At 72.6% G+C, this 25,783-nt stretch carries 22 protein-coding genes; 10 read left to right on the top strand and 12 right to left on the bottom strand.

Annotated elements, in window-relative coordinates; genetic code table 11:
* Window positions 1–19 precede the first annotated feature (19 nt).
* From ICC28_RS19105 to rsmI, 6 genes are all read right to left on the bottom strand, one after another.
* Window positions 20–922, bottom strand: a complete 903-nt coding sequence (locus ICC28_RS19105) for a 4-(cytidine 5'-diphospho)-2-C-methyl-D-erythritol kinase (RefSeq protein ID WP_188289825.1) — start codon at window positions 920–922, stop codon at window positions 20–22.
* The gene (gene rsmA / locus ICC28_RS19100) at window positions 919–1,890 is read right to left on the bottom strand and encodes a 16S rRNA (adenine(1518)-N(6)/adenine(1519)-N(6))-dimethyltransferase RsmA (protein ID WP_188289824.1); all 972 of its coding nucleotides are present in this window, start codon (window positions 1,888–1,890) and stop codon (window positions 919–921) included. The genes ICC28_RS19105 and rsmA overlap by 4 nt, the downstream gene beginning before the upstream one ends.
* A 56-nt stretch (window positions 1,891–1,946) precedes the next feature.
* Complete coding sequence (locus ICC28_RS19095; RefSeq protein WP_317454044.1) at window positions 1,947–3,518, bottom strand: ubiquitin-like domain-containing protein; 1,572 nt, start codon at window positions 3,516–3,518, stop codon at window positions 1,947–1,949.
* Between the two features lie 157 nt (window positions 3,519–3,675).
* Window positions 3,676–4,554, bottom strand: a complete 879-nt coding sequence (locus ICC28_RS19090) for a TatD family hydrolase (RefSeq protein ID WP_188289823.1) — start codon at window positions 4,552–4,554, stop codon at window positions 3,676–3,678.
* A 47-nt stretch (window positions 4,555–4,601) separates the two neighbouring features.
* Window positions 4,602–5,000 carry a hypothetical protein gene (locus ICC28_RS19085; RefSeq protein ID WP_188289822.1) on the bottom strand — a complete coding sequence of 133 codons (399 nt, stop codon included), beginning with the start codon at window positions 4,998–5,000 and terminating at the stop codon, window positions 4,602–4,604.
* A 387-nt stretch (window positions 5,001–5,387) separates the two neighbouring features.
* Window positions 5,388–6,245, bottom strand: coding sequence for a 16S rRNA (cytidine(1402)-2'-O)-methyltransferase (gene rsmI, locus ICC28_RS19080; RefSeq protein ID WP_188289821.1), 858 nt, complete (start codon window positions 6,243–6,245; stop codon window positions 5,388–5,390).
* Between the two features lie 62 nt (window positions 6,246–6,307).
* On the opposite strand from rsmI, the gene ICC28_RS19075 reads away from it, so the two are divergent.
* The 3 genes from ICC28_RS19075 (at window position 6,308) to ICC28_RS19065 (ending at window position 11,569) form a co-directional block, all read left to right on the top strand.
* The gene (locus ICC28_RS19075; RefSeq protein ID WP_188289820.1) at window positions 6,308–8,059 is read left to right on the top strand and encodes a dolichyl-phosphate-mannose--protein mannosyltransferase; all 1,752 of its coding nucleotides are present in this window, start codon (window positions 6,308–6,310) and stop codon (window positions 8,057–8,059) included.
* A gap of 121 nt (window positions 8,060–8,180) precedes the next feature.
* A complete protein-coding gene (locus ICC28_RS19070; protein ID WP_188289819.1) occupies window positions 8,181–9,800 on the top strand; it encodes a penicillin-binding transpeptidase domain-containing protein in 1,620 nt (539 codons plus the stop codon).
* A gap of 95 nt (window positions 9,801–9,895) precedes the next feature.
* The gene (locus ICC28_RS19065) at window positions 9,896–11,569 is read left to right on the top strand and encodes a penicillin-binding transpeptidase domain-containing protein (RefSeq protein WP_188289818.1); all 1,674 of its coding nucleotides are present in this window, start codon (window positions 9,896–9,898) and stop codon (window positions 11,567–11,569) included.
* 128 nt (window positions 11,570–11,697) lie between these two features.
* Here the strand turns inward: ICC28_RS19065 and ICC28_RS19060 are convergent, their stop codons facing one another.
* Complete coding sequence (locus tag ICC28_RS19060) at window positions 11,698–12,057, bottom strand: SsgA family sporulation/cell division regulator (RefSeq protein ID WP_188289817.1); 360 nt, start codon at window positions 12,055–12,057, stop codon at window positions 11,698–11,700.
* Between the two features lie 165 nt (window positions 12,058–12,222).
* On the opposite strand from ICC28_RS19060, the gene ICC28_RS19055 reads away from it, so the two are divergent.
* The 6 genes from ICC28_RS19055 (at window position 12,223) to ICC28_RS19030 (ending at window position 17,137) form a co-directional block, all read left to right on the top strand.
* Window positions 12,223–13,281: an energy-coupling factor ABC transporter permease gene (locus ICC28_RS19055; RefSeq protein ID WP_188289816.1), complete on the top strand. Its 1,059-nt coding sequence runs from the start codon at window positions 12,223–12,225 to the stop codon at window positions 13,279–13,281.
* Between the two features lies 1 nt (window position 13,282).
* Window positions 13,283–14,044 carry a cobalt ECF transporter T component CbiQ gene (cbiQ, locus tag ICC28_RS19050; RefSeq protein ID WP_188289815.1) on the top strand — a complete coding sequence of 254 codons (762 nt, stop codon included), beginning with the start codon at window positions 13,283–13,285 and terminating at the stop codon, window positions 14,042–14,044.
* On the top strand, window positions 14,032–14,799 hold the full coding sequence (locus tag ICC28_RS19045) for an energy-coupling factor ABC transporter ATP-binding protein (RefSeq protein ID WP_188289814.1): 768 nt from the start codon (window positions 14,032–14,034) through the stop codon (window positions 14,797–14,799). Before cbiQ ends, ICC28_RS19045 begins: the two co-directional genes overlap by 13 nt.
* Before the next feature lie 10 nt (window positions 14,800–14,809).
* Entirely contained in the window at window positions 14,810–15,280 is a 471-nt protein-coding gene (locus tag ICC28_RS19040; RefSeq protein WP_188289813.1) for a MarR family winged helix-turn-helix transcriptional regulator, read from the top strand.
* Between the two features lie 152 nt (window positions 15,281–15,432).
* On the top strand, window positions 15,433–15,879 hold the full coding sequence (locus ICC28_RS19035) for an organic hydroperoxide resistance protein (protein WP_188289812.1): 447 nt from the start codon (window positions 15,433–15,435) through the stop codon (window positions 15,877–15,879).
* Window positions 15,880–15,964: 85 nt separating this feature from the next.
* Entirely contained in the window at window positions 15,965–17,137 is a 1,173-nt protein-coding gene (locus tag ICC28_RS19030) for a serine hydrolase domain-containing protein (protein ID WP_188289811.1), read from the top strand.
* Window positions 17,138–17,317: 180 nt separating this feature from the next.
* Here ICC28_RS19030 and ICC28_RS19025 read toward each other — a convergent pair whose 3' ends face one another.
* The 5 genes from ICC28_RS19025 to ICC28_RS19005 form a co-directional block, all read right to left on the bottom strand.
* The gene (locus ICC28_RS19025; RefSeq protein ID WP_188289810.1) at window positions 17,318–17,593 is read right to left on the bottom strand and encodes a DUF1876 domain-containing protein; all 276 of its coding nucleotides are present in this window, start codon (window positions 17,591–17,593) and stop codon (window positions 17,318–17,320) included.
* Window positions 17,594–17,691: 98 nt separating this feature from the next.
* Window positions 17,692–18,537, bottom strand: a complete 846-nt coding sequence (locus tag ICC28_RS19020) for an EamA family transporter (RefSeq protein ID WP_188289809.1) — start codon at window positions 18,535–18,537, stop codon at window positions 17,692–17,694.
* On the bottom strand, window positions 18,534–19,031 hold the full coding sequence (locus ICC28_RS19015) for a YbaK/EbsC family protein (RefSeq protein ID WP_188289808.1): 498 nt from the start codon (window positions 19,029–19,031) through the stop codon (window positions 18,534–18,536). The genes ICC28_RS19020 and ICC28_RS19015 overlap by 4 nt, the downstream gene beginning before the upstream one ends.
* 154 nt (window positions 19,032–19,185) lie before the next feature.
* Complete coding sequence (locus ICC28_RS19010) at window positions 19,186–21,402, bottom strand: MMPL family transporter (protein ID WP_188289807.1); 2,217 nt, start codon at window positions 21,400–21,402, stop codon at window positions 19,186–19,188.
* A gap of 202 nt (window positions 21,403–21,604) precedes the next feature.
* A complete protein-coding gene (locus ICC28_RS19005) occupies window positions 21,605–22,210 on the bottom strand; it encodes a TetR/AcrR family transcriptional regulator (protein WP_188289806.1) in 606 nt (201 codons plus the stop codon).
* Between the two features lie 184 nt (window positions 22,211–22,394).
* Between ICC28_RS19005 and ICC28_RS19000 the strand changes: the two genes are divergently transcribed.
* Window positions 22,395–25,655: a S41 family peptidase gene (locus ICC28_RS19000; protein ID WP_188289805.1), complete on the top strand. Its 3,261-nt coding sequence runs from the start codon at window positions 22,395–22,397 to the stop codon at window positions 25,653–25,655.
* Window positions 25,656–25,783: the final 128 nt, after the last annotated feature.

Raw genomic sequence — 25,783 nt, 5'->3', positions numbered from 1 at the left:
CGCCGTCCTCCCCGTCGTCCTACCCGTCGAGAACCGTCGCGCCCGGAGCGGGCCCCGACGCCGTGCGCACCGTGCGGCAGGTGCCGGAGGCGAGCAGGGCCTCGGCGACCTTGTCCGCGGCCTCGGGGTCGCGGACCAGGAAGGCCGTGGTCGGGCCGGAACCGGAGACGAGCGCGGTGAGCGCGCCGGCCGCCCGCCCCGCGGCGAGGGTGTCGGCGAGTTCGGGGAAGAGGGAGAGCGCGGCGGGCTGGAGGTCGTTGGAGACGGCGGCGGCGAGCGCGTCCGCGTCGCCCTCGGCGAGGGCGTCGAGCAGCGGCCCGGAGGCGACGGGGTCGGGGATGTCGGTCCCCTCCCCCAGCCGGTCGAACTCCCGGAAGACAGCCGGTGTCGACAGCCCGCGCGCGGCCATCGCGAACACCCAGTGGAAGGTCCCGCCGACCTCCAGCGCGCGCAGCTTCTCGCCGCGTCCGGTGCCCAGCGCGGCCCCGCCCACCAGGCTGAACGGCACGTCGCTGCCCAGTTCGGCGCAGATGTCGAGGAGTTCGTCGCGGGAGGCGTGCGTGCCCCACAGGGCGTCGCAGGCGAGGAGGGCGCCCGCGCCGTCCGCGCTGCCGCCCGCCATGCCGCCGGCGACGGGGATGTCCTTGGTGATGTGGAGGTGGACGTCGGGTTCGAGGCCGTACCGTCCGGCGAGCGCCTCGGCGGCGCGGGCGGCCAGGTTGGTGCGGTCCAGCGGGACCTGGGCGGCGTCCGGGCCCTCGCAGGTGACCCGCAGACCGGTGGGCGACGGGGTGACGGTGACCTCGTCGTAGAGGCCGACCGCGAGGAAGACGTTGGCCAGGTCGTGGAAGCCGTCGGGGCGGGCGGCGCCTACCGCGAGCTGGACGTTGACCTTGGCGGGGACGCGTACCGTGACGCTCACTGGTGACCGGTCTCCTTGTGCTCGGCGGGGGCGGCCGTCTTGTCCTCGGCGGGGGCGGCCGTCTTGTCCTCGGCGGGGGCGGCCGTCTTGTCCTCGGCGGGGGCGCTCGCCTTGTGTTCTGCGATCCTCGCGAACTCCTCGACCGTCAGCGCCTCTCCGCGCGCCTGTGGTGAGACGCCCGCCGCGACGAGCGCCGCCTCGGCGGCCGGTGCGGAACCGGCCCAGCCCGCGAGCGCGGCCCGCAGCGTCTTGCGCCGCTGGGCGAACGCGGCGTCGACGACCGCGAAGACCTCCGCCTTGGAGGCCGTCGTCGCGACCGGCTCGGCGCGGCGCACCAGCGACACCAGCCCGCTGTCGACGTTCGGCGCCGGCCAGAAGACATTGCGGCCGATGGCTCCGGCCCGCTTCACCTCGGCGTACCAGTTGGCCTTCACCGACGGCACGCCGTACACCTTCGAGCCGGGCGCGGCGGCGAGCCGGTCGGCGACCTCCGCCTGCACCATGACGAGCGTGCGCTCGATGGTGGGGAAGGTGTCGAGCATGTGCAGCAGCACGGGAACGGCGACGTTGTACGGCAGGTTCGCCACCAGCGCGGTCGGGGCGGGGCCCGGCAACTCGCGTACGTGCATCGCGTCGGAGTGGACCAGCGCGAACCGGTCGGCGCGCTCGGGCATCCGCGCGGCGACGGTGGCGGGCAGCGCGGCCGCGAGTACGTCGTCGATCTCCACGGCCGTGACCCGGTCGGCGACCTCCAGCAGCGCGAGGGTGAGCGAGCCGAGCCCGGGGCCGACCTCGACGACCACGTCGTCCGGCCGGACCTGCGCGGTGCGGACGATACGGCGGACGGTGTTCGCGTCGATCACGAAGTTCTGACCGCGCTGCTTGGTGGGGCGCACCCCGAGGACGTCGGCGAGTTCGCGGACGTCGGCGGGGCCGAGGAGGGCGTCGGGGGCGGGGCTGGTGCTCACGGGACAAGGGTACGGGGGTGCGGGGCCGGCCCTCGTCCGGTCGGCGCCCGTGGTCCTCACCCCTGCAGCCGCGCCCCGCAGTGCGGCCAGGGGCTCGCCCCGCGCTGCACGTACAGCTTCTTCGCCCGGAACGTCTGCTCCGACGCGGGCGCGTCCTGCGGCCGTCCCTTGCCGCCGAGCCCCTGCCAGGTCCGGGTGTCGAACTGGTACAGCCCGCCGTACGTCCCCGACGGGTCCACCGCGTCGGGCCGCCCGCCCGACTCGCAGGCGGCGAGCCCCTGCCAGTTCAGGTGGTCGGCGCCCTGCACCGACGTCGGCATCGGCTTGGTGCCCACCTTCACCACCTGCGTCCGCGGCTCCCGTACCGTCTCGGTCCGGATCCGCCGGGGCTTCTGCTTGACGCCGTTGACGGTGCGCAGGGAGTAGGTGACCCGGCGCAGCCCCGGCTGGCCGGACTGCTCGACGACCTCCGTCCCCTTGAACAGCGAGGGGTCCTCGGTCCGCTCCACGTCGAACGGGATCTGCTCCTCGCGGACCTCCTTCGTCCCGGTGATCCGCAGGACGGTCACCGTCTGGCCGTCGCGCGGGAAGCTCGCGAGCGCGACGGAGGTGGTGTCCTGTCCGCGCAGGGTGATGCCGGCCTCCTCGACGGCCTCGCGGACGGTCGCCGCGTTCGTGCGGACGGTGCGGGCACGGCCGTCGGCCATGATCGTGACGGAGCGCTCGGTGCGCACGTCCAGTGCGAGCCCCTCGCGCCCGATGCGCAGGGATCGCGCGACGGACAGGTACGCGCCCTCCGCGCGTACGCCGAACTGCCGCAGCGCTTCGTCCACGGTGCGCGCCGTCGTCCACACCTGGCGCCGTCGGCCGTCGAGCGTGAGCCGTACCGGGCGTCCGTAGCGTACGGCGACCTCGTCGCCGCTGTTGAGGTCCGCGCCGGGGGCGGGCGCGACCACGTCGTGCGCCCCCACTTCGACCCCTTGCTCCGCGAGCAGTTCGGTGACGTCGTCGGCGAAGGTGTGGAGGGTGCGCGGTGTGCCGTCGACGCTCAGTTCGATCGCCTTGTCCTTGGCGACGAACGCGGAGGTGCCGCCGGCGAGGAAGGCGACGACGAGGGCCTGCGGGAGCAGGCGGCGCAGGGGACTGTCGGGGCGCTCGGCGTAGCGCGCGCGGCGACGGCGTGCGGCGCGGCGTCCCGCGCCGGCGCGGGCGGGGGGCGCGAGCGCCGCCTCGCCGGGCGCTTGCTCACCGTACGCGCCCCCGGCGTGCGCCTTCTCGTCGAGAGCCCCTCCGTCCGGCGCCCTTCCGTCCGGCGCCCCTCCGGTCTGGCGCGGCAGCGCCGTCCCGTGCGCCGCGCGCGCCCCGGGAAACTCGCGCTCCGCATCGGCCGCGCCGCCCCCGCGCGCCCCGCGCCCCTCACCGGACTCGCGCGCCCCCTGCCCCTCGTACGCCGGCCGATACGTGTCCGCGTACGTCTGCTCGTACACCCCGGGCATCCCGTAGCCGAGGGTCTCCGCGCTGTGCAGGTCGGCGGGGGGCGCGTCGTATCCGCCGTACGCCGGGGGCGGATACGCGCCGCTCGCGCCCGCGCCGTACGCCTCATACGTCTCGTACTGCGAGTTGCTCACGCCGATACGCTCCAGAGGGCCAGAGGGGTCCCGATCGGGCCCCAAGAACCTAGCGGAGCGATGGTCACTCTCCAAAGCGACGCGACTACGCACCGTCGCGGCGAGGTCCGGGGCGGACCTGTGCGAGCGTTATCCGTCGGTTACGAACGCGGCACCCTCAGTAGTCGAAGGCGCGCGCCGTGTTCGCGCCGAGCGCCGTTGCCAGCGCGTCCTCGTCGATGCCGCGCACGGCGGCCATCGCGCGCACCGTGACCGGAACGAGATACGGGGCGTTGGGCCGTCCGCGGTACGGCATCGGCGTCAGGAAGGGCGCGTCGGTCTCCACCAGGACCAGCTCCAGCGGGGCCGCCGCGAGCGCGTCGCGGAGGTTCTGGGCGTTCTTGAAGGTGACGTTGCCCGCGAAGGACATGTAGTAGCCGGCGCGGGCGCAGATCTCCGCCATCTCCGCGTCCCCGGAGTAGCAGTGGAAGACGGTCCGCTCCGGCGCGCCCTCCTCCTTCAGCACGCGCAGCACGTCCGCGTGGGCGTCCCGGTCGTGGATGACGAGCGCCTTGCCGTGCCGCTTGGCGATCTCGATGTGGGCGCGGAAGGAACGCTCCTGCGCGGCCTTGCCCTCGTCGCCGGTGCGGAAGTAGTCGAGGCCCGTCTCGCCGACGGCCTTCACGTGCGCGAGCGCGGCCAGCCGGTCGATCTCGGCGAGCGCCTCGTCCAGGCCCGCGTCCCCGCCCGGCTCGCGCGCCCCCTGCCGGGACCAGCCGTCGGGGTCACCGTGGACGATGCGCGGGGCCTCGTTGGGGTGCAGGGCGACGGCGGCGTGGACGGCGTCGTACGCCGCTGCCGTCTCGGCGGCCCAGCGGGAGCCGTTCACGTCGCAGCCCACCTGCACGACCGTCGTCACCCCGACCGACGCGGCCTTCGCCAGCGCCTCCTCCACCGTGCCGGACTGCATGTCGAGGTGGGTGTGGGAGTCGGCGACGGGCACCCGGAGGGGTTCCGGGAGCGGCGGCGCCTCGTTCTTGTCGCTGGAGGAAGGCATGCCCCGATCCTACGAAAGGGGCGCGCGCGGCCGGCCGGGCGACCGGGTCAGCTCGCCCTGCGGTGGAACGGGTGCAGGAGATCGGACAGATGCCAGTGGTGGTGCTCGCGCTCCTCCGCCGCGCCCGGCGCCTCCACCGGGCCCGCCGGGGGCGTGCGGTGGCTCCGGTGCGCCGCGTCGCGCGCCGACGAGACCTGCCCCGCGCGCAGGAGCCGTACGACGTGGCTGTCGCAGTTCTGGCACGTGGGCCGGCTCAGAGGGGACGGGACGACCTGGCCGTCGGCCACGTACATCACGAACTCGTGGCCGTCGCCGTCCGTGTGGTGCTCGATCTCGTACGACTGTTCCCAGCCGTGCCCGCAGCGCATGCAGGCGAAGGAATACGACTCGTGGACGATCGGGGTGTCCGCGCCACGGAGGCGGGTCTGTCCTGCGGTCTCGCTCATGCCGGCTCCTCGTGTTGGACCGGGGACGGGTGCGTCCCACCACCCAGTGGACGCCTCCGCCGACGCGAACGCAGCAGGCCTGTCGAGTGTTGGCGGCGATTTGGGCGTCCCTTGCCCGGGCGCCCCGTTCACCCGGCGCGGGCTTTGCTTTTCATGGCCGCCCTTTGCCGCCGGATGGGGCGCGCGCTCAGAGGAGATGCGCCCTGCTCAGAGGGCGCACGCCCCGACCAGGTGCCTCACGCCCCAGCCGGGCGCCTCACGCCCCGCGTGAAACGATCACGCCCGGCGCGCGCCAAACCGATCACACCCCGCGCGCACCACACCCCGCGCGCCCCGCGCAAGACGATCAAGGCCCTCCCCGTGAGGCGCGCCTCCCCACAAGCCCCCTCACACCCCCGCGTTCTTCGCCGCCACCACCGCGTCGAACACCTCCCGCTTCGGCAGCCCGGCCTCCGCCGCCACCGCCGCGATGGCCTCCTTGCGCCGCTCGCCCGCCTCCTCGCGCACCCGCACCCGGCGCACCAGCTCCTCGGGGCCGATCTCCTCGGGTCCCTTCTCCGGCGCACCCTCCACGACGACGGTGATCTCCCCGCGCACGCCCTCGGCCGCCCACTCCGCCAGCTCCCCCAGCGAACCGCGCCTGACCTCCTCGTACGTCTTGGTCAGCTCCCGGCACACGGCGGCCCGCCGCTCCGCGCCGAACACCTCGGCCATCGCCGCGAGGGTGTCGTCGAGCCGGTGCGGGGCCTCGAAGTAGACGAGGGTGCGCCGTTCCTCGGCGACCTCGCGCAGCCGCGACAGCCGTTCCCCGGCCTTGCGCGGCAGGAACCCCTCGAAGCAGAACCGGTCGACGGGCAGCCCGGACAGCGCCAGCGCGGTCAGCACGGCGGACGGCCCGGGCACCGCGGTGACCCGCACCCCGCGCTCGACGGCCGCCGCGACCAGCCGGTACCCGGGGTCGGACACGGATGGCATCCCCGCGTCCGTGACGAGCAGCACGCGCGCGCCGCCGAGCAGTTCGTCGACCAGTTCCGGCGTACGGGCCGACTCGTTGCCCTCGAAGTAGGACACGACACGCCCCTTGGGCGTGATCCCGAGCGCCTGGGTGAGCCGCCGCAGCCGTCGGGTGTCCTCGGCGGCGACGACGTCGGCGCCGGCCAGCTCCTCGGCGAGCCGGGGAGGTGCGTCGGCGATGTCGCCGATGGGAGTGCCGGCAAGGACCAGGGTTCCGGGCGTAACTGTCACGTTTCCATCCTCGCAGGCCCCATGCGCGGGACTCCCGCAGCACGGTTCCCTACGATGGCGCGGTGACCAGTACAGCGTCGTCCATGGACTCCACGGACACCCGGCAGGGCCAGGCGCCACCCGAGCAGCGGCCCTCGTGGCAGCAGCGGTTGCGCCGCTTCGGATACACCGCGGGGCCCGGAAGCGATGTCCGCGACCGCCTGGTGCCGCCGTATGTGCAGCCCAGCCCACGACTGTGGACGGTACTCGGCCTGTCGCCGGCGCTCACCAAGCGGATCACGCGGTGGTCGGGCTGGGGCGGTCCGCTGCTGGTCACCCTCCTCGCGGGCGTGCTGCGGTTCTGGAACCTGGGCAGCCCGAGGGGGGTGATATTCGACGAGACGTACTACGCCAAGGACGCGTGGGCGCTCGTCCACCGCGGCTTCGAGGTCAACTGGGACAAGAACGCCAACGACCTGGTGCTGTCCCTGGGCGACAAGGTCAATGTCCCCACGGACGCGGCGTACGTCGTGCACCCGCCGGTGGGCAAGTACGTCATCGGGCTGGGCGAGCTGATGTTCGGCTTCGACCCGTTCGGCTGGCGGTTCATGACGGCGCTGCTCGGCACGCTCTCCGTGCTGATGCTGTGCCGGATCGGCCGCCGACTGTTCCGTTCCACCTTCCTGGGCTGTCTGGCGGGCGCGCTGATGGCGGTGGACGGCCTGCACTTCGTGATGAGCCGGACCGCGCTGCTGGACGGCGTGCTGATGTTCTTCGTGCTGGCCGCGTTCGGCTGCCTGGTCGTCGACCGCGACAAGGCGCGCGAGCGGCTCGCCGCCGCGTTGCCGGCCGACGCCGACGGCCGGGTCCGCCCCGACGCGTACACGGCCGAGACCGCGCGCCTGGGCCTGCGCCCCTGGCGCTGGGCGGCCGGTCTGATGCTGGGCCTGGCGATCGGCACCAAGTGGAACGGCCTGTACTTCCTGGTCGCGTTCGGCCTGATGACGGTCCTGTGGGACGTCGCTTCCCGCAAGGTGGCGGGCGCCCGCCACCCGTACACGGCCGTCCTCAAGTACGACCTGGGGCTGGCGTTCCTGGCCACCGTGCCGGTCGCGATCGTGACGTACCTCGCGTCGTGGACGGGCTGGATCCTGTCGCCCACGGACGGCACCGGCGGCTACTACCGCAACTGGGCCGCCACCGACGGCAAGGACAGCAGCTGGTCCTGGCTCTTCCCGGACTGGTTGCGCAGCCTGTGGCACTACGAGCAGCAGGTCTACGAGTTCCATGTGGGCCTGTCCTCGCCGCACACGTACCAGTCCAACCCGTGGAGCTGGATCGTCACCGGCCGCCCGGTGTCGTACTTCTACGAGTCACCCGCCCCCGGCGTGGACGGCTGCCCCGCCGATGCGGGCGACAAGTGCGCGCGCGAGGTCCTGGCCATCGGCACGCCACTGCTGTGGTGGGTGGCAGCCTTCGCCCTGTTGTACGTGCTGTGGCGCTGGTTCTTCCGCCGCGACTGGCGCGCGGGCGCCATCGCCTGCGCCGTCGCGGCCGGCTATCTGCCCTGGTTCCTGTACCAGGAGCGGACGATCTTCTTCTTCTACGCCGTCGTCTTCCTGCCCTTCCTCTGCCTGGCCGTGGCGATGCTCCTGGGCGCGATCGTCGGCCCACCGGGCTCGTCGGAGACACGCAGGGTGGCCGGGGCCACGGGCGCGGGCGTCCTGGTGCTGCTGATCGCCTGGAACTTCATCTACTTCTGGCCCCTGTTCACGGGGACGAGTATCCCGATCGACGACTGGCGGTCGCGGATGTGGCTGGACACCTGGGTCTAGCCACCTCGGCGACCGCCCGAATACCTGGATCAGGCAACAATCGGAGAACAGCGGCCCCACCCTCCCCACCGGCCCCCTACAGTGCGGAAGACCACTGGGGAATCGGGGAGGGGACGACCCTATGGGCAAGGGGGTGAAGGCCGCCGTCGTCGGCGGTGTGTTCGCCGCGATGGTGGGCGGGGCCGGTTACGGCGCCTACAACCTCGTATCCGCGCTGAACGGTGACGGGGGCGCGCCGGAGGTGAAGACCGGGCCGCCGAGCGCGGAGGAGGTGGCGGAGGCCTCCGGGAAGTTCTTCTCGGCGTGGGAGAAGGGGCGCGCGGCGCAGGCGGCGGCGTACACGAACTTCGAAGCCCCGGCCGAGAAGCTGCTGACCGCGTACGGCGAGGAAGCGCACATCACCGGTGTGAAGATCACGCCGGGGGCGGCGAAGGGGACCACGGTGCCCTTCTCGGTGCGGGCGACGGTGTCGTACGGGAAGGCGTCGAAGCCGCTCGTGTACAAGAGCGAGCTGAAGGTGGTGCGCGGGGAGACCTCCGGGCAGGCGCTGGTGGACTGGGATCCGTCGGTGGTCCATCCCGCGCTGAAGAACGACGGCGACACGCTGGTGACCGGGGAGTCGGCGAGCCCGCCCATCGTGGCGGTGGACCGCGACGACCGCGTGCTGACCAAGGAGAAGTACCCCTCGCTGGGTCCGATCCTGGACACGTTGCGCGAACGGTACGGCGACCGCGCCGGCGGCACCCCCGGCATCGAGCTGGTGGTCCGGCACACCGCCGGGGACGCGGCCGACACCTCGCTGGTCACCCTCACCGAGGGCAAGGCGGGCCGGCTGCCCACGACGCTGAGCGCGGCCGTGCAGGCGGCGGCCGAGAAGGCCGTGCAGAGCTACGACGAGTCGTCGGTGGTCGCGGTCAAGCCCAGTACCGGCGAGGTGCTGGCGGTGGCGAACAACCGTGCGGACGGATGGAACGCGGCCTTCGAGGGGCGGGTCGCGCCCGGCTCCACGATGAAGATCGTCACCGCGGCGATGCTCATCGACAACGGTGTCGCCTCGATGAACGGCCCGGCGCCCTGCCCGGACACCGCCACCTGGCAGAGCCAGACCTTCAAGAACCTTCCCGGTCTGCCGGCCAACGAGAGCGCCACGCTGGCCGATACGTTCATGCGTTCGTGCAACACCGGTTTCATCAAGCTCGTCGACGAGGAGCCGCTCACCGACGCCTCGCTGACGGCGGAGGCGCAGGAGCGGTTCGGGCTCGGCCGGGACGACTGGAAGACCGGCATCACCTCCTTCGACGGCAGCGTTCCGCCGTCCGCGGGCCCGGACCGGGCGGCCAACGCCATCGGCCAGGGCCAGGTCCAGATGAGCCCGCTGAACATGGCCTCCGTGACCGCCACCGCGAAGACGGGTGCCTTCCGGCAGCCGTACCTGGTGCCGCCCGGGCTGGACGACCGCGAGCTGGCCACCGCCAAGGGCCTGCAGCCGAACACCTCCTACCAGCTCACCCAGATGATGCGGCTCACCGCGACCCAGGGCACGGCCCGGGACGTGATGGCCGGGCTCGGCGGGGACATCGGCGCGAAGACCGGTTCCGCCGAGGTGGACGGGCAGGCGGCCAACAGCTGGTTCACCGGGTTCCGCAACGATGTGGCCGCGGCGGCGATGAGCGAGGCCGGCGGGCGCGGCAGCGAGGCGGCGGGCCCGATCGTCAGGGCGGTGCTGGCGGCCGGAGGCTGAACTCACCCCTGAAGGACGGGACTCTAGGGTGGTGCCGTCGTTGGGCTGGACGAGGGCGACGGGGACCCTGGGACTTCGCGGAGGAACTGACAGCTGTGGGCAAGAGAAGGCGCGTCGCGGACGAGCGACGGAAGACGAGGCCCGCCGTGGTGGTCGGCGGGATGATCGCCGTGGTCGTCGGCGGCGCCGGGGTGGGCGCCTACGCGCTGTACGGGGGCGGGGCGGTGGCCGACGAGCGTACGCAGACCGCGGCCGCCGACGGCACGGCGAAGGCGGTCAAGACGGGCCCGCTGTCCGCCGAGGAGGTCACCACGGCGGCCGGCGCCTTCCTCACGGCCTGGCAGCGGGGCGAGGTCGACGAGGCCGCCGCCGCCACGGACGACGCCACGGCGGCCCGGAAGCTGCTCGCCGGCTACCGCAAGGACGCCCACATCAAGGACGCCACCTTCACCCCCGGCACGCCGAAGGGCGCCGAGGTGCCCTTCTCCGTCAAGGCAACGGTGGCGTACGACAAGCTCAGCGAGCCGTTGGCCTACGACAGCGCCCTGACCGTCGTACGGCGTGCCGGGGACGGCGAACCGGTCGTCGCGTGGCGGCCGTCCGTCGTCCACCCCGACCTCAAGGACGGCGACACGCTGGTCACCGGGGAAGCCGGGACCCCGCCGGTCAAGGCGCTGGACCGGGACGGCGGCGAGCTGACGGCCGAGTCGTACCCGTCGCTGGGCACGGTGCTGGACGGGCTGCGCGAGAAGTACGGCGAGACGGCCGGCGGCAAGGCGGGCATCGAGCTGCGCGTGATCCGCGGCAAGGAGTCCAAGTCGGCGGACAGGACCCTGGTGGAGCTGAGCGAGGGCACACCGGGCACGGTGCGGACGACGCTCAACCCGACGCTCCAGGCCGCGGCCGAGGAGCAGGTGGCGAAGAAGGCACGCGCCTCGGTCGCCGTCCTGCGCCCCTCCACGGGCGAGATCCTGGCGGTCGCGAACTCCTCCAAGGGCTTCAACACCGCGCTGCAGGGCTCCCTCGCGCCCGGCTCCACGATGAAGGTCGTCACCGCCTCGCTGCTGATCGAGAAGGGCCTGGCCTCGGCGAACAAGGCGCATCCGTGCCCGAAGTTCTTCACGTACGGGGGCTGGAAGTTCCAGAACCTCGACAAGTTCGAGATCAAGGGCGGCACGTTCAAGGCGAGCTTCGGGCGGTCCTGCAACACGGCGTTCATCAGCCAGGCGCCCGAGCTGGACGACGACAGCCTGACCAAGCAGACGCAGCAGGTCTTCGGCCTGGGCCTGAACAACTGGTCCGTGGGGGTGCCGACCTTCGACGGCAGCGTCCCGGTGCAGTCGCACGCGCAGATGGCGGCCTCGCTGATCGGCCAGGGCGGGGTGCGGATGAACCCGCTGAACATGGCCTCGGTCTCCGCGACGGTCAAGGCGGGCGTCTTCCGCCAGCCGTACCTTGTCCCGCCGGAGGTGGACAGGCGCACACTGGCCACGGCCCCGCGCGCGATGTCCTCCGGCACGCTCTCCCAGTTGCGTGAGCTGATGGCCCATACGGCGGTCTACGGCACTGCCGCCGAGGCGATGGCCGGGGTGGGCGGTGACATCGGCGCGAAGACCGGTTCCGCCGAGGTCGACGGACAGAAGAAGCCCAACGGCTGGTTCACCGCCTACCGGGGCGACCTCGCGGCCGCGGGCGTGGTCCAGGCGGGCGGGCACGGCGGGTCGACGGCGGGGCCGATCGTGGCGTCGCTGCTGAAGCTGGGGGGCTGAAGGGCTGAGCGCTGCTGAAGCCGGGGGCTGAAGGGCTGAGCGCTGCTGAAGCCGGGGGCTGAGGGGCCGAGCGCTGCTGAGGCTGGGGGCGCTGAGTGAAGGCGTGAGGAGGGGCCGTACGCGCGTGTTCAGCCGCGTACCGGCTCCGCCGCCGCCGTGTACGTCCGGCGCAGGAACCGCAGCAGCGCCTTCGTCTCGAACTGCACCACCGAGACGCCCTGCGCGGAGTGGAACTCCACCACCGCCTGTACCCGCCCGCACGGCCACACCCGTACGTCCCCGCTGCCTGCGGGCGCCCGCAGGCCCTGTTCCAGCAGGTCGCGGGAGAAGGTCCACTCGTGCGGTCCGGGCAGTCCGACCCGTACCGCGCGGGGGTCCCGCTCGGGGTCGTACCGCAGGACGACGGGTACGGCCCCGCGGTCCTCCTGCACCTGGACGTCCGTGTCCGTGACGATCTGGGCTCGCGCGTACTGCTCGACTACCGACATCGGGCGGCCCCTTACGCTGCGTGACCTATGCGAAAGCTGTGAATCCGCTTCCTCTCCAATGTCGCATATTTTCCGCCGGGCGCCCCTGGGCCGGAGATTCTGCGCCGATTGTTCTCGGTCACACGCTCTTGCAAGCCGTTCGCAACAAGCCACTATCATCGAACGGTGCATGTCCCTGACGGATTCATAGACGCCCCCACCTCGCTCGCGACCGGAGCGGTCGCCGCGGCCGCGGTCGCCGTGAGCCTGCGCGGCGCGCGCCGGGAACTCGACGAGCGCACCGCGCCGCTGGCCGGCCTGGTGGCCGCGTTCATCTTCGCCGTCCAGATGCTGAACTTCCCCGTCGCCGCGGGCACCAGCGGTCACCTGCTGGGCGGCGCGCTCGCCGCGATCCTCGTCGGCCCCTACACCGGCGTGCTGTGCGTCTCCGTCGTCCTGCTCATGCAGGGCATCCTCTTCGCGGACGGCGGCCTGACCGCGCTCGGCGTGAACATCACCAACATGGCGGTGGTCACCACGGTCGTCGCCTACGGCCTCTTCCGCGGCCTGGTCAAGATCCTGCCGCGCACCCGCCGCTCGGTGACCGTGGCCTCCTTCGCCGCGGCCCTCGTCTCGGTCCCGGCCGCGGCGCTCGCCTTCACGCTGATGTACGCGGTCGGCGGCACCACCGACGTCTCGATCGGCAAGGTGGCCACCGCGATGGTCGGCGTGCACGTCCTGATCGGCATCGGGGAGGCCGCGATCACGGCGCTCACGGTCGGCGCGGTGATCGCCGTGCGCCCGGATCTCGTGTACGGCGCGCGCGACCTGCGCCAGCGCCTGCAACTGCGCGTGAACGGCGCACTGGTCGACGTCCCGGCGCCCGAGGGGGCGCGCACGGCGCCCGTCGCGGCGCGCACCTCCCGGCGCGCGCTGTGGATCACCGGTCTGGTCACCTCCCTCGTCCTCGCCGGCGTCGTCAGCTTCTACGCCTCCTCCAACCCCGACGGCCTGGAGAAGGTCGCCTCCGACCAGGGCATCGACAAGAAGGCCGAGGAGCACGCGTACGCCGACTCCCCCCTCGCCGACTACGGCGTCAAGGATGTCGAGGACGCCCGCCTGTCCGGGGGGCTGGCGGGCGTCATCGGCGTCGGTGTCACGGTCGTGGCGGGCAGCGCGGTGTTCTGGGCGGTGCGCCGCCGACGTACGCACGACGACGTCTCCCCCGTGAGCACGAACGTCTGACATGGGCGCCGGACACGCGCACAGGCTGTACCGGCACGGGCACTCCCCCGTGCACGGACTGCCGCCGCACACCAAGCTCGCCGCGACCTTCGCGTTCGTGGTCGTCGTGGTGTCGACACCGCGGGAGGCGATGTGGGCCTTCGGGCTGTACGCCGTCCTGCTCGCGGTCGTCGCGTACCTCGCGCGCGTGCCCGCCGGTTTCCTGCTCAAGCGGCTGCTGATCGAGGTGCCGTTCGTCGCCTTCGCGGTACTGATGCCGTTCGTCGCGGAGGGCGAGCGCGTCGAGGTGCTCGGTGTGTCGCTGAGCGTCAGCGGACTGTGGGGCGCCTGGAACGTGCTCGCCAAGGGCACCCTCGGCGTCGCCGCGTCCGTCCTGCTGGCCTCCACCACCGAACTGCGCGAGCTGCTGCTCGGCCTGCAGCGCCTGAAGCTCCCGCCCCTGCTGGTGCAGATCGCCTCCTTCATGATCCGCTACGGCGACGTGATCACCGACGAGATGCGGCGCATGCGCATCGCGCGGGAGTCGCGCGGCTTCGAGGCGCGCGGTGTGCGGCACTGGGGCGTGCTCGCGAAGTCCGCGGGCGCGCTGTTCATCCGCTCCTACGAACGCGGCGAGCGCGTCCACCTGGCCATGATCAGCCGCGGGTACGCCGGTGCGATGCCGGTGATCGACGAGGTGACCGCATCCCGCGCGCAGTGGACGTACGCGTTCACCCTCCCCCTCGCCGCCCTCGTGGTCTGTCTGCTGGGATGGACCATGTGACTGCTTCCCTGGAGGTCTCCGGCCTCGCCTTCGCCTACCCCGACGGCCATCAGGCCCTGTTCGGCGTGGACTTCTCCATCGCGCGCGGCGAGCGTGTGGCGCTGCTCGGGCCGAACGGTGCCGGCAAGACGACGCTCGTGCTGCACCTCAACGGCATCCTCGGCGGCGGCACCGGCACGGTGACGGTGGCGGGTCTGCCCGTGGGGCGGCAGCACATGGCCGAGATCCGGCGCAAGGTGGGCATCGTCTTCCAGGACCCGGACGACCAGCTGTTCATGCCGACGGTCCGCGAGGACGTGGCGTTCGGTCCGGCTGCGGCCGGGCTGAAGGGGGCGGAGCTGGAGGAGCGCGTGGACCGGGCGCTCGCGCAGGTGGGCATGGCGGAGTTCAAGGAACGGCCGCCGCACCACCTGTCGTTCGGGCAGCGCCGCCGGGTGGCCGTGGCGACCGTGCTGGCGATGGAGCCGGAGATCCTGGTGCTGGACGAGCCGTCCTCCAACCTGGACCCCGCCTCCCGCCGCGAACTGGCCGACATCCTGCGCTCGCTGGACGTGACCGTGCTGATGGTCACGCACGACCTGCCCTACGCGCTGGAACTGTGCCCGCGCGCGCTCATCCTGAGCGACGGCGTGATCGCGGCGGACGGCCGGACGGGCGAGCTGCTCGCGGACGACGACCTGATGCGCGCCCACCGGCTGGAGCTGCCCTTCGGCTTCGACCCGCGTTCCGTGCCGGCGACCCGGCTCCGTCCGTGACAATGGGCGCGTGACGAACGACGAGAACGGCGGGGCGGCCGGTTCCCTGCTCCTCGACGAGCAGCTGTGCTTCGCGCTGTACGCGGCGCAGCGCGCGGTGACGGCGGCGTACCGCCCCCTCCTCGACGACCTCGGGCTCACCTATCCGCAGTACCTCGTGCTGCTGGTGCTGTGGGAGCGCGGGGAGACGACGGTCAAGGAGCTGGCGGGGGCGCTGCGGCTGGACTACGGGACGGTGTCGCCGTTGCTGAAGCGGCTGGAGTCCGCGGGGCTCGTGCGCCGGGAGCGCGCGGCGGGCGACGAGCGCTCGGTGCTCGTCGCGTGCACGGGGCGTGCGGAGGAACTGAAGGAGCGCGCGGCGCGCGTACCGGGCGCACTGCTCGCGGCGACGGAGCTCGGCGGGCCGGAGGTCGCGCGGTTGCGCGAGGAGCTGTGGCAGCTCGCGGAGAGGGCGCAGGCGGCAGCCGACCGCGCACACTGACCCGCACACGCCCGGCGCACACGCCCCACCTCCCCTCTCCCCTGATCTGGCGTTACCCGCAGTTGCCACCCCCTGCCCGCACCCCCACACCTACCGGTCAGTACCTTGTGCACGATGTATTTGTGCACAAGGATTCCCGGGGGAGGACGTCCATGACCGACGGCACCGCTGTCGACACCCGTCCGACGAAGATCATGTACGTCGCCGAGGCCACCGCGCACGGTGGCCGGGACGGCTATGTCACCAGCCAGGACGGCGTGCTGGAGCTGCGCGTCGCGATGCCGCCGGAGCTGGGCGGCGACGGCAACGGCACCAACCCCGAGCAGCTGTTCGCCGCCGGGTACAGCTCCTGCTTCCACAACGCGCTCGTCCTCGTCGGCCGACGGGCCGGTTACGACCTGACCGGCTCCACCGTCGCCGCGAAGGTCGGCATCGGCCCCAACAAGCAGCTCGGCTACGGTCTCGCGGTCGCCCTCAACGTCTCCCTGCCGGTGCTCGACGCGGACGTCGCGGCCAAGCTCGTCGACGCGGCCCACGAGGTCTGCCCCTACTCCAACGCCACCCGCGGCAACATCGACGTCACGATCCTGCTCGGTTGACGCGAGCCGAGGAATCGCAGGCGACGGTCCGTTGTTGCACCCGCTGTCGAAGGCGAGTGGGACGCATGGGAAGGGACCTGCGGACGTGAAGGTGAACGGCACGGTCGTCGAGGGATTCGAGCCGGTCAGGGAGGCGTTCGTACGGAACTTCGAGGCGCTCGGCGAGCGGGGCGCGGCCGTCTCCGTCTACCGCGACGGGCAGCGGGTCGTCGACCTGTGGGCCGGCACCCGGGACGTCGACGGCACGGAGCCGTGGGAACGCGGCACCGCGCAGGTGGTGCGCTCGGCGACCAAGGGCGTCGCCGCCGCCGTACTGCTGATGCTGCATCAGCGCGGGGAGCTGGACCTGGACGCGCCGGTGGGTGCGTACTGGCCGGAGTTCAAGGCGCACGGCAAGGAACGGGTGCTCGTGCGGCACGTGCTGAACCACCGGGCCGGGCTGCCCGTGCTGGACACGCCGCTCACCCCCGCGCAGGCGCTGGACCCCGCGCGCGGACCCGAGGCGGTCGCCGCGCAGGCGCCCGTCTGGGAGCCGGGCACCGATCACGGCTATCACGCGCTGACCTACGGCTGGATGGTCGACGAACTGACCCGGCGGGTGACGGGACGCTGGGCCGGTGAGTGGATCGCGGCGGAGCTGGCCGCGCCGCTGGGCCTGGACCTGTGGCTCGGGCTGCCGGAGTCGGAGGCGGCGGCCGGGCGGGTCGGCCGTTCCGGACGCGTGGAGGGGCCCGAGCCCGTCGGCGGACTGCGCGCCCGCCCGAAGCGTTCGGTGACCGAGGCCTACGCCGACCCCGACTCCCTGACCCGCCGGGCGTTCGCGGCGATCAGCCCGTTCCCCGACCAGAACGACCCCGCCCACCGCGCGGCCGCCCTGCCCGCCACCAACGGCATCGCGACGGCCGAGGCCCTCGCCCGCTTCTACGCGGCGCTGATCGGGCCCGTCGACGGCTTCCGCCTGTTCGACGCGGCGACGGCCCGGCTGGCCCGCGCCGAGGAGTCGGCGGGCCCGGACCGGGTGCTGGTCGTGGGCACCCGCTTCGGCCTCGGCTACATGCTGCACGGCAGCGCGTCCCCGCTCCTCGCCCCCACCTCCTTCGGCCACCCCGGCCGCGGCGGCTCCCTCGGTTTCGCCGACCCCGACTCGGGCATCGCCTTCGGCTACGTCACCAACGGCTTCCGCAAGACGGTGACGGCGGACCCGCGCGCGCAGGCGCTGGTGCGGGGGGTGCGGGAGTCGCTCACGCGGGGCGCGTAGCTGCTCGCACACGCTCGAGCGCGGGCTCACCAGCGCACGCAACTCGGGCGCACGCCCCGATCCGGCGCGAAGCGCCCGCGCGGGGCGCACAAGCCGACCAACGCGCCCCAAACAGGGTGGCGCACCCCAGCCAGGGGCGCGCGAGCGAACCCGCACGCCCCCACCTCACCTCACCTCACCTCACACGTGAATCGGATGGGACGTGCGCCCCGAGGCCGAGTCGATCTCGCCGTGCGCCTTCGTCAGCAGCTGCATCGCGAGTTCGTTGAGGGCACGTGCCGCCGCTATCTCCTCCCCGACCCGCGGCTGATTCGCGTCGGTGTGGTGGCGGCTGGCGTGCCCCTGGGCCCGTACCTCGGTGCCGTCGGGCAGCCGCACCAGCGCCGCCGCCCGCGTGTGCTGGTCGTCCTCCTGGAACTCCAGCTCCACATGCCATCCCACTGCGGTGTGCATCATGACGATCACCTCCGGAACTCCTCCTTCCAGGGTGCTCCTCCGACCACGCCCCGCACCACCGCTCCCGCGCCGGAACGGACACCCGCCCCCTCTCCGGTTCACCCCGCCCGCAGCATCAGCCCGATCCCCACCACCAGCAACCCGGCCGCCACGATCCGCGGCGCCCCGAACCGTTCCTTGAAGAACACCGCGCCGATCGCCGCGCCCACGATGATGGAGGACTCCCGAAGGGCCGCGATCGGCGCGAGGGCCGCGCGGGTCTGGGCCCACAGGACGAGGCCGTAGGCGGTGACGGAGAGGGCGGCGCCGAGCAGGCCGACGGCGGCGTACGGGCGGAGGAGGGCGACCGAGTCGCCCCGTCGGCGCCAGACGGTGTACGCGGGGATCACCACGCCCTGGATCGTCATCAGCCAGGCGATGTAGCCGAGGGAGGAGCCGGAGGCGCGCACGCCGAGGCCGTCGACGACCGTGTAGGCCGCGATGGTGAGGCCGGTGGCGAGGGCGGCGCCGATCGCGGACCAGTGGGGGCGGTGTCCGCGCAGTCCCCACAGGGCGACGCCGGTCAGTCCGGCGCAGGACAGGGCGATGCCGGCGGCGGCCCAGTCGTCCGGGACCTCGTGGGCGAAGAGCGCGGCGAACAGGGTGACGACCAGGGGCGCGGTGCCGCGGGCGATGGGGTAGGCCTGGCCGAAGTCGCCGAGCCGGAAGGACTTCATCAGCAGGGCGTAGTAGGCGATGTGGATGAGCGCGGAGCCGATCAGGTACGGCCAGGCACCGGCCGCCGGCACCGGCGTGAACGGCAGCATGACCAGCCCGATCAGCGCCCCGCCGCCCGCGATCAGGGTGAAGCCGACGAGTTTGTCGGGGATGCGGTGGGCGAGGGCGTTCCAGCAGGCGTGAGTGACCGCGGCGAGCAGGACGGCGGCGGTGACCAGGGGCGTCACGCGGTGTGCTCGCGCACGTCCGCCAGGGCGGCGCCGGCGTGCGCGATCAGGGCCTTCGGTTCCATGGGGAAGACGGTGTACGGGGTGCCGGCGGCGGCCCAGACGAGGTCGTGGTCGAGCAGGGAGCGGTCGGCCAGGACGCGGGTCCGCGTGCGGTGCCCGAAGGGCGGGACGCCGCCGATGGCGTATCCGGTGGTCTCCCGTACGACGTCGGCCTTGGCCCGGGTGACCCGCTCGGCGCCCAGTTCGCGCCGGACGAGGTCGACGTCGACGCGGGAGGCGCCGTCCATGAGGACGAGGACGGGGACGCCGTCGGCGGCGAAGATCAGCGACTTGCAGATCTGGCTCAGTTCGCAGCCGATCGCGGCGGCCGCCTCCGCGGCGGTGCGGGTCGCGTCCGGGAAGCGCCGGATCCGGTCGTGCAGTTCGCCGAGTCCGAGTTCGTCGAGGGCGGCGGCGAAGAGGGGGTGGGCTCCTGAAGCGGCAGACGTCATGAAAGGCCACGCTAGCGGTGCGTGTACCGGGCACGCGACGGGATATCGGTCCTCGCGGAATCCGGCCGCGTGCCCGCGTGCACAAGGCAGCCGGTGAGGGCGCCCCCGTCCCCACGGAGCCCTCACCGGCCGGTCCTGCGGCGGACGCGGTGCGTCAGGCGCGTACCAGCTCCTTGTCCGCGTCCGCGTGGGCCTCGGCCGCGGCCTTGAGGCCCTCGCCCTCGACGTCGACGTTGGGCAGGGCGCGGTCCAGCCACTTCGGCAGCCACCAGGCCTTGGTGCCGAGCAGGGCCAGCACCGCCGGGACGATCGCCATGCGGACGACGAACGCGTCGAAGAAGACCGCGACGGCCAGGCCGAAGCCGATCATCTTCACCATCGACTCGGAGGAGCCGATGAAGCCCGCGAAGACGGCCATCATGATCACGGCGGCGGCGGTGACCACCCGTGCGCCGTGCTTGAAGCCGGTCACCACGGCCTGGCCGGGGCTCTCGCCGTGGACGTAGGCCTCGCGCATCCGGGTCACGAGGAACACCTCGTAGTCCATGGCGAGGCCGAAGACCACGCCGACCATGAAGATCGGCATCATCGACATGATCGGGCCGGTCTCCTCGACGCCCATGAGGCCGGACAGCCAGCCCCACTGGAAGACCGCGACGACGGCGCCGAGCGCGGCGAGCACGCTGAGCAGGAAGCCGAGGGCCGCCTTCAGCGGGACCAGGATGGAGCGGAACACCGCGATCAGCAGCAGGAAGGCGAGGCCCACGACGAGCGCGAGATACGGGATCAGCGCGTCGTTCATCTTCTGCGAGAAGTCGATGTTCATCGCCGTGGTGCCGCTGACCAGCACCTCGGTACCGGTGTCGGCCTTGATGTCCGCGCCGGTGTCCCGGATGGTGTGGACGAGGTCTTCGGTCTGGGTGGAGGAGGGCTTGGAGTCGGGGATCACGGTGATGGTGAAGGTGTCCCCGGCCTTGTTGAACGTCGCCGGGGTCACCGTGACCACGCCGTCCAGGTCCTTGATCCCGTCGGCCACCTCGGTCGCGGCGGCCTTCGGGTCGGCGCTGTCCTTCGCGTCGCCGACGACCAGGAACGGGCCGTTGAAACCGGGGCCGAAGCCCTCGGACAGCAGGTCGTAGGCGCGGCGCTGGGTGGTGGAGGTGGGCTGCGAGCCGTCGTCGGGCAGGCCCAGCTCCAGGGAGCCGACCGGGACCGCGGCGGCGCCGAGGCCTACGACGCCGAGGAGCAGGACGGCGACGGGGCGGCGGACGACGAAGCTCGCCCAGCGGGTGCCCATGTTGGGCTTGGCCGGCTTGTCCCCGGAGGCAGCCTTTCCGCGGCCGAACAGCTTGCTCTTCGCGCCCGCCGGCTGGACCTTGCGGCCCGCGTAGCCGAGCAGCGCGGGGATCATGGTCAGCGCGATCAGGACGGCGATGACGACCGTGCCGGCCGCGGCGATGCCCATCTTCGTCAGCATCGGGATGTTGACGACGGAGAGGCCCACCAGAGCGATCACGACCGTGAGGCCGGCGAAGACCACCGCGGACCCGGCCGTGCCGGTGGCCCGGCCGACCGCCTCCTCGCGGTCCCGGCCCTCGGCCAGTTCCGCGCGGTAGCGGGAGACGATGAACAGCGCGTAGTCGATGCCGACGGCGAGGCCGATCATCATGGCCAGCGTGGAGGTGGTCGAGCCGAGGTCCAGCGCGTTGGCGAGGGCGGTGATCGTGGAGACGCCGATGCCCACGCCGATGAGCGCCGTCAGCAGCGGCAGACCTGCCGCGACCAGCGAACCCAGGGTGATGACGAGGACGACGGCGGCGACCGCGATGCCGATGATCTCGGTGGAGCCGGTCTCGGGCGTGGCCTGGAGCGCGTCACCGCCGATCTCGACGGTCAGCCCGGACGCGCGGGCGTCGTCGGCGGCGTGCTCCAGGGCCTCCTTGGAGGACTCCTGGAGCTCCATGCCGGAGACCTCGTAGCGGACCTGGGCGTAGCCGACGGTGCCGTCCTTGGAGACGGAGTCCGTCTTGAAGGGGTCGGTGACGGAGACGACCTCGGAGCCGTTGCCCAGTTCCTTGACGGTGTCCTCGACGGCCGCCTTGTGCGCGGCGGACGACAGCTTCTGTCCGTCGGGGGCCTGGAAGACGACGCGTGCGGTCGCTCCGTCGGCACTCGAACCGGGGAATCGTTCCTCCAGCAGGTCGAAGGCCTTCTGGGCCTCGGTGCCGGGGATGGAGAAGGAGGCGCTGCCGGCGGTGGGCGCGGAGGCGGCGCCGACGCCCGCGAGCGTCAGCAGGGCCACCCAGATCAGGGCGACGAAGTGCCGACGCCTGAAGGCGAGTCGGCCGAGCTTGTAGAGGAACGTGGCCACGGAGGCGTACTCCCGGTCATGTCGATGGGGTGTTCTGGGCAGGGGTGATCAGCCCGGCGACGTGAGCGGTGACGTCAGGTGGAATGGGCTTGCTGGGGACTTCTCGGATCCGCTGGGGACCTTTCGGATCCGCTGAGGACTCCTCGGATCCGCTGGGGACTTCTCGGATCCGCCGGGGACCTCTCAGGCCCCCAGTGACGGTTCAGTCGGTCGGAACGCCGAGGGCGGGGAGGACCACGGCGTCGATGTACGAGATGAGGAAGGCCTGCGTCGGCGGCAGCTCGTCGATCATCGTGCGGGCGGCGAACGCGCCGAGCATCATGTGCATCATGTAGTCGATCGCGGGGTTGTCCGCACGGACCTCGCCCCGGTCGACCGCCCGTTGCACCACGCGACGGAACGCCGTCATCTCCGGCTCGACGAGATGCTCCCGGAACGCCCGCAGGAGGTCCGGGTTGCCGTGCACGGCCATGGCGAGCCCTCGCATCAGCGCGGAGTTCTGCTCCATGTCGCAGTCGTCCGAGCGCCGGGTGAGGGCGTGCAGGTCGCCCTTGAGCGACCCGGTGTCGATGTCGCCGAGGCCGATGCCGCCCGGCTTGGTGTGCCGTACGGCCTTCGCCACCAGTTCGGCCTTGCCGCCCCACTGGCGGTAGAGCGTGGCCTTGCTGGACTTGGTGCGCGCGGCGACCGCGTCCATGGTCAGGGCGTCGTAGCCGACTTCACGGAGCAGGGCGAGGACGGCCTCGTAGAGCTCGGCCTCGCGCTCGGGTGTGATCCGGCTGCGGCGCGCTGTTGCCACCTCGGCCATGGAGCCACTCCCTTTCCCGTCCTCCGTGCGGAAACGACCGCGAACACCATGAAACGAACGCGAGCGACACTGTTTCGTACGGAACGAATGTAACGCAGAACCCAAGCGAAACGAAACGGTTTCGTACGTGTTCTGGGTCACGACACGAGTTGCTGGGGCCCATCCCCCGGAAAAGCATGGGGAGGTGAGCTATCTGCGCCTGCCCCACATCAACGGTGACCTGCTGTGCTTCGTGGCCGAGGACGACCTCTGGCTGGCCCCCCTGAGCGAGCCGGACCGCGCCCGGCGGCTCACCGTCGACCGCACCAAGGCCGGCCACCCGCGCTTCTCGCCCGACGGCCGCCACATCGCGTACACGAGCTGGCGCAGCCTCGCCCCCGAGATCCATCTGGTCCCGGTGGACGGCGGGCCGGGGCGCCGGCTCACCCACTGGGGCAGCGCCGACACCCAGGTCACCGGCTGGACGGAGGAGGGCGACATCCTCGCCGTCACCTCCCACGGCGAGCCCTTCTCGTACTTCACCTGGGCGTACAAGGTCACCCCCGACGGCTCCCCGGGCCGCAAGCTGCCCTGGGGGCCGGTCTCCGACATCCAGGTCGCCGGCCGTCAGACCCTGCTGCTGACGGGCACCCCACCGCACGAGCCGGCCGCCTGGAAGCGCTACCGGGGCGGCGCCACGGGCCGCCTGTGGCTGCACGGGCAGCGGCTGCTCGCCGACCTGGAGGGCCACCTCCACTCCCCCATGTTCGTCGGCGACCGGATCGCCTTCCTCTCCGACCACGAGGGCATCGGCAACCTCTACTCCTGCGCCCACGACGGCTCCGACCTGCGCCGGCACACCGACCACGACGCCTTCTACGCCCGGCACGCCTCCAGCGACGGCACCCGGGTGGTCTACCAGTGCGCGGGCGACCTGTGGATCGTCGACGGCCTCGACGCCGAACCGCGCAGGCTGGAGGTGCGGCTGAGCAGCCCGCGCGCGGGCCGGCGCCGCTACCAGGTGCCCGCCGCCCAGCACCTCGACGGCATCTCCGTGGACGAGACGGGCCGGGCGAGCGCCGTCGTGGTGCGCGGCAGCCTGTACTGGCTCACCCACCGCGACGGCCCGGCCCGCACCCTCACCGACACCCCGGGGGTACGGGTGCGGCTCCCGGAGATGCTCGGCGCGACCGGGCGGATCGCCTACGTCACCGACGCCGAGGGCGAGGACGCCGTCGAGATCGCCTCCCTGCCCCGGGCCACCGGCGACCGCGCGCCGCGCAGGCTGGCCTCGGGCGAGCTGGGCCGGGTGCTGGAGCTGGTCGCCGACCCGCGGGGCGAACGCCTCGCCCTCGCCTCCCACGACGGACGGCTGCTCCTCATCACGGTGTCCGACGACGCGGCTGCCGCCGCGGGGACCGAGGAGTCCGACGGCGACGCCACCGAGGACTCCAACGGCGAGGTCACGGAGCTGATCCGGTCGATCAACGGCCCCGTCCGCGACCTGGCCTTCTCCCCCGACGGCGCCTGGCTGACCTGGTCCCACCCGGGCATCGGCCGCTCGCTGCGCCAGATCAAGATGGCCAGGATCAAGGACCGTTACGTCGTCGACGTCACCAACGGCCGCTTCGAGGACGAGAACCCGGTCTTCACCAGCGACGGCCGCTACCTGGCGTTCCTCTCCTGGCGCGGCTTCGACCCGGTCTACGACGTCCACACCGGCGACCTGTCCTTCCCGCTCGGCTGCCGCCCCTATCTGGTCCCACTCTCCTCGGCCACGCCCTCCCCCTTCGCGCTGAACCCGGAGGGCCGCCCGGCCGCCGGCGGACTGGACCCGGCGGAGGACGGGAGCGGCGACGGCGGGGCGGTGACCGTGGAGGTCGAGGGGCTGGAGAGCCGGGTGACGCCGTTCCCGGTCGCCGCCTCCAAGTACTCGGCGCTGTACCCGGTCGCGGGCGGCGGTCTGGTCTGGCTGCGCTGGCCGATCTCGGGCGCGCTGGGCGAGACGTTCGCCAACCCGGACGACACCAGCGGCCGGCCGACCCTCGAACACTTCCACATCAGCAAGGCGAAGAAGTCCGAACTCGTGGACCACCTCGACTGGTTCGCGGTCAGCGGCGACGGCAGCCGGCTGGTCGTGGTGGACGAGGGCGAGCTGCGGGCGGTGCCCGCGAACGAACTCGGCGACAGCGACTCCACGGTGTGGATCGACGCCCGCCGCATCCTGCACGAGGTCGATCCGGCCGCCGAGTGGCGCCAGGCGTACGAGGAGGCGGGCCGGCTCATCCGCGCCTACTTCTGGGACCCGGGGATGTGCGGCATCGACTGGGACGCGGTGCTGGCGCAGTACCGCCCGCTGGTCGAACGCGTGGCGTCCCCGGACGAGTTCGCGGATCTGCTGCGCGAGGTCCTCGGCGAGCTGGGCACCTCCCACGCCTACGTCTCCCCCGCCCGCCGCGACGAGGGCCCGCCGCACTACCAGCGCCGCCAGGGCCTGCTCGGCGCCAACTTCGTGCGCCGCGAGGCCGGTTGGACGGTCAAGCGGATCCTGCCCGGCGACTCCTCCGACTCCAAGGCCCGTTCCCCGCTGGCCGGTACGGGCATCCGCGAGGGCGCGGTGCTCACCCACGTCGACGGCCGCCCGGTGGACCCGGTGACGGGGCCGTACCCGCTGCTGGCGGGAGCGGGCGGTACGACGGTGGAGCTGACCTTCACCCCGGCGGAGGGGGAGGGACGCGCCCGGAGGGTCGCGGTCGTCCCCCTCATCGACGAACGCCCCCTGCGCTACCAGGACTGGGTGGCCAAACGCCGTGAGGTGGTACGGGAGTTGAGCGGGGGCCGGTGCGGCTATCTGCACATCCCCGACATGGGCGGCTCGGGCTGGGCCCAGTTCAACCGGGATCTGCGCATGGAGGTCTCCCGGCCGGCCCTCATCGTCGACGTGCGGGGCAACGCGGGCGGCCACATCAGCGAGCTGGTGGTGGAGAAGCTGTCGCGCACGATCCTCGGCTGGGACCTCACCCGCGACGCCCAGCCGGTGTCGTACGCCTCCAGCGCGCCGCGGGGTCCGGTGGTCGCCCTCGCGGACGAGGCGACCTCCTCCGACGGCGACATGATCACCGCGGCGTTCAAGCTGCTGAAGCTCGGCCCGGTGGTCGGGCAGCGCACCTGGGGCGGCGTGGTCGGCATGACCGGCCGTCACTCGCTGGGCGACGGCACGGTGATCACGGTGCCGATGAACGCGGCCTGGTTCGACGCGTACGGCTGGTCGATCGAGAACAAGGGCGTCACCCCCGACCTGGAGGCCCTGCGCACCCCGCTGGACTGGGCGGAGGGCCGCCACGCCCAGCTCGACGACGCGGTGCGGCTGGCCCTGGACCTGCTGGAGACCAACCCGCCGGCGACCCCGCCGGGGTACGCGCACGTACCGGACCGGTCACGGCCGAAGCTGCCGCCGCGCTCCTGAAGGAAGAGGGCTCTCCGGCAGCGCCCTCAAGGGGCGCGGGGCTGTATTCGACATGCGGCTACCGCCGCGTGGGCGCGACCGGCCACAACGGCGCCGCAGCCGAACGACGGCACCACGCGGCCCTTCCG

The sequence above is a fragment of the Streptomyces sp. TRM68416 genome (assembly GCF_014596915.1).
Classification (GTDB): Bacteria; Actinomycetota; Actinomycetes; order Streptomycetales; family Streptomycetaceae; genus Streptomyces.
The sequence above is the reverse complement of the archived record's forward strand: the minus strand, read 5'-3'. Positions and strand labels throughout refer to the sequence as shown.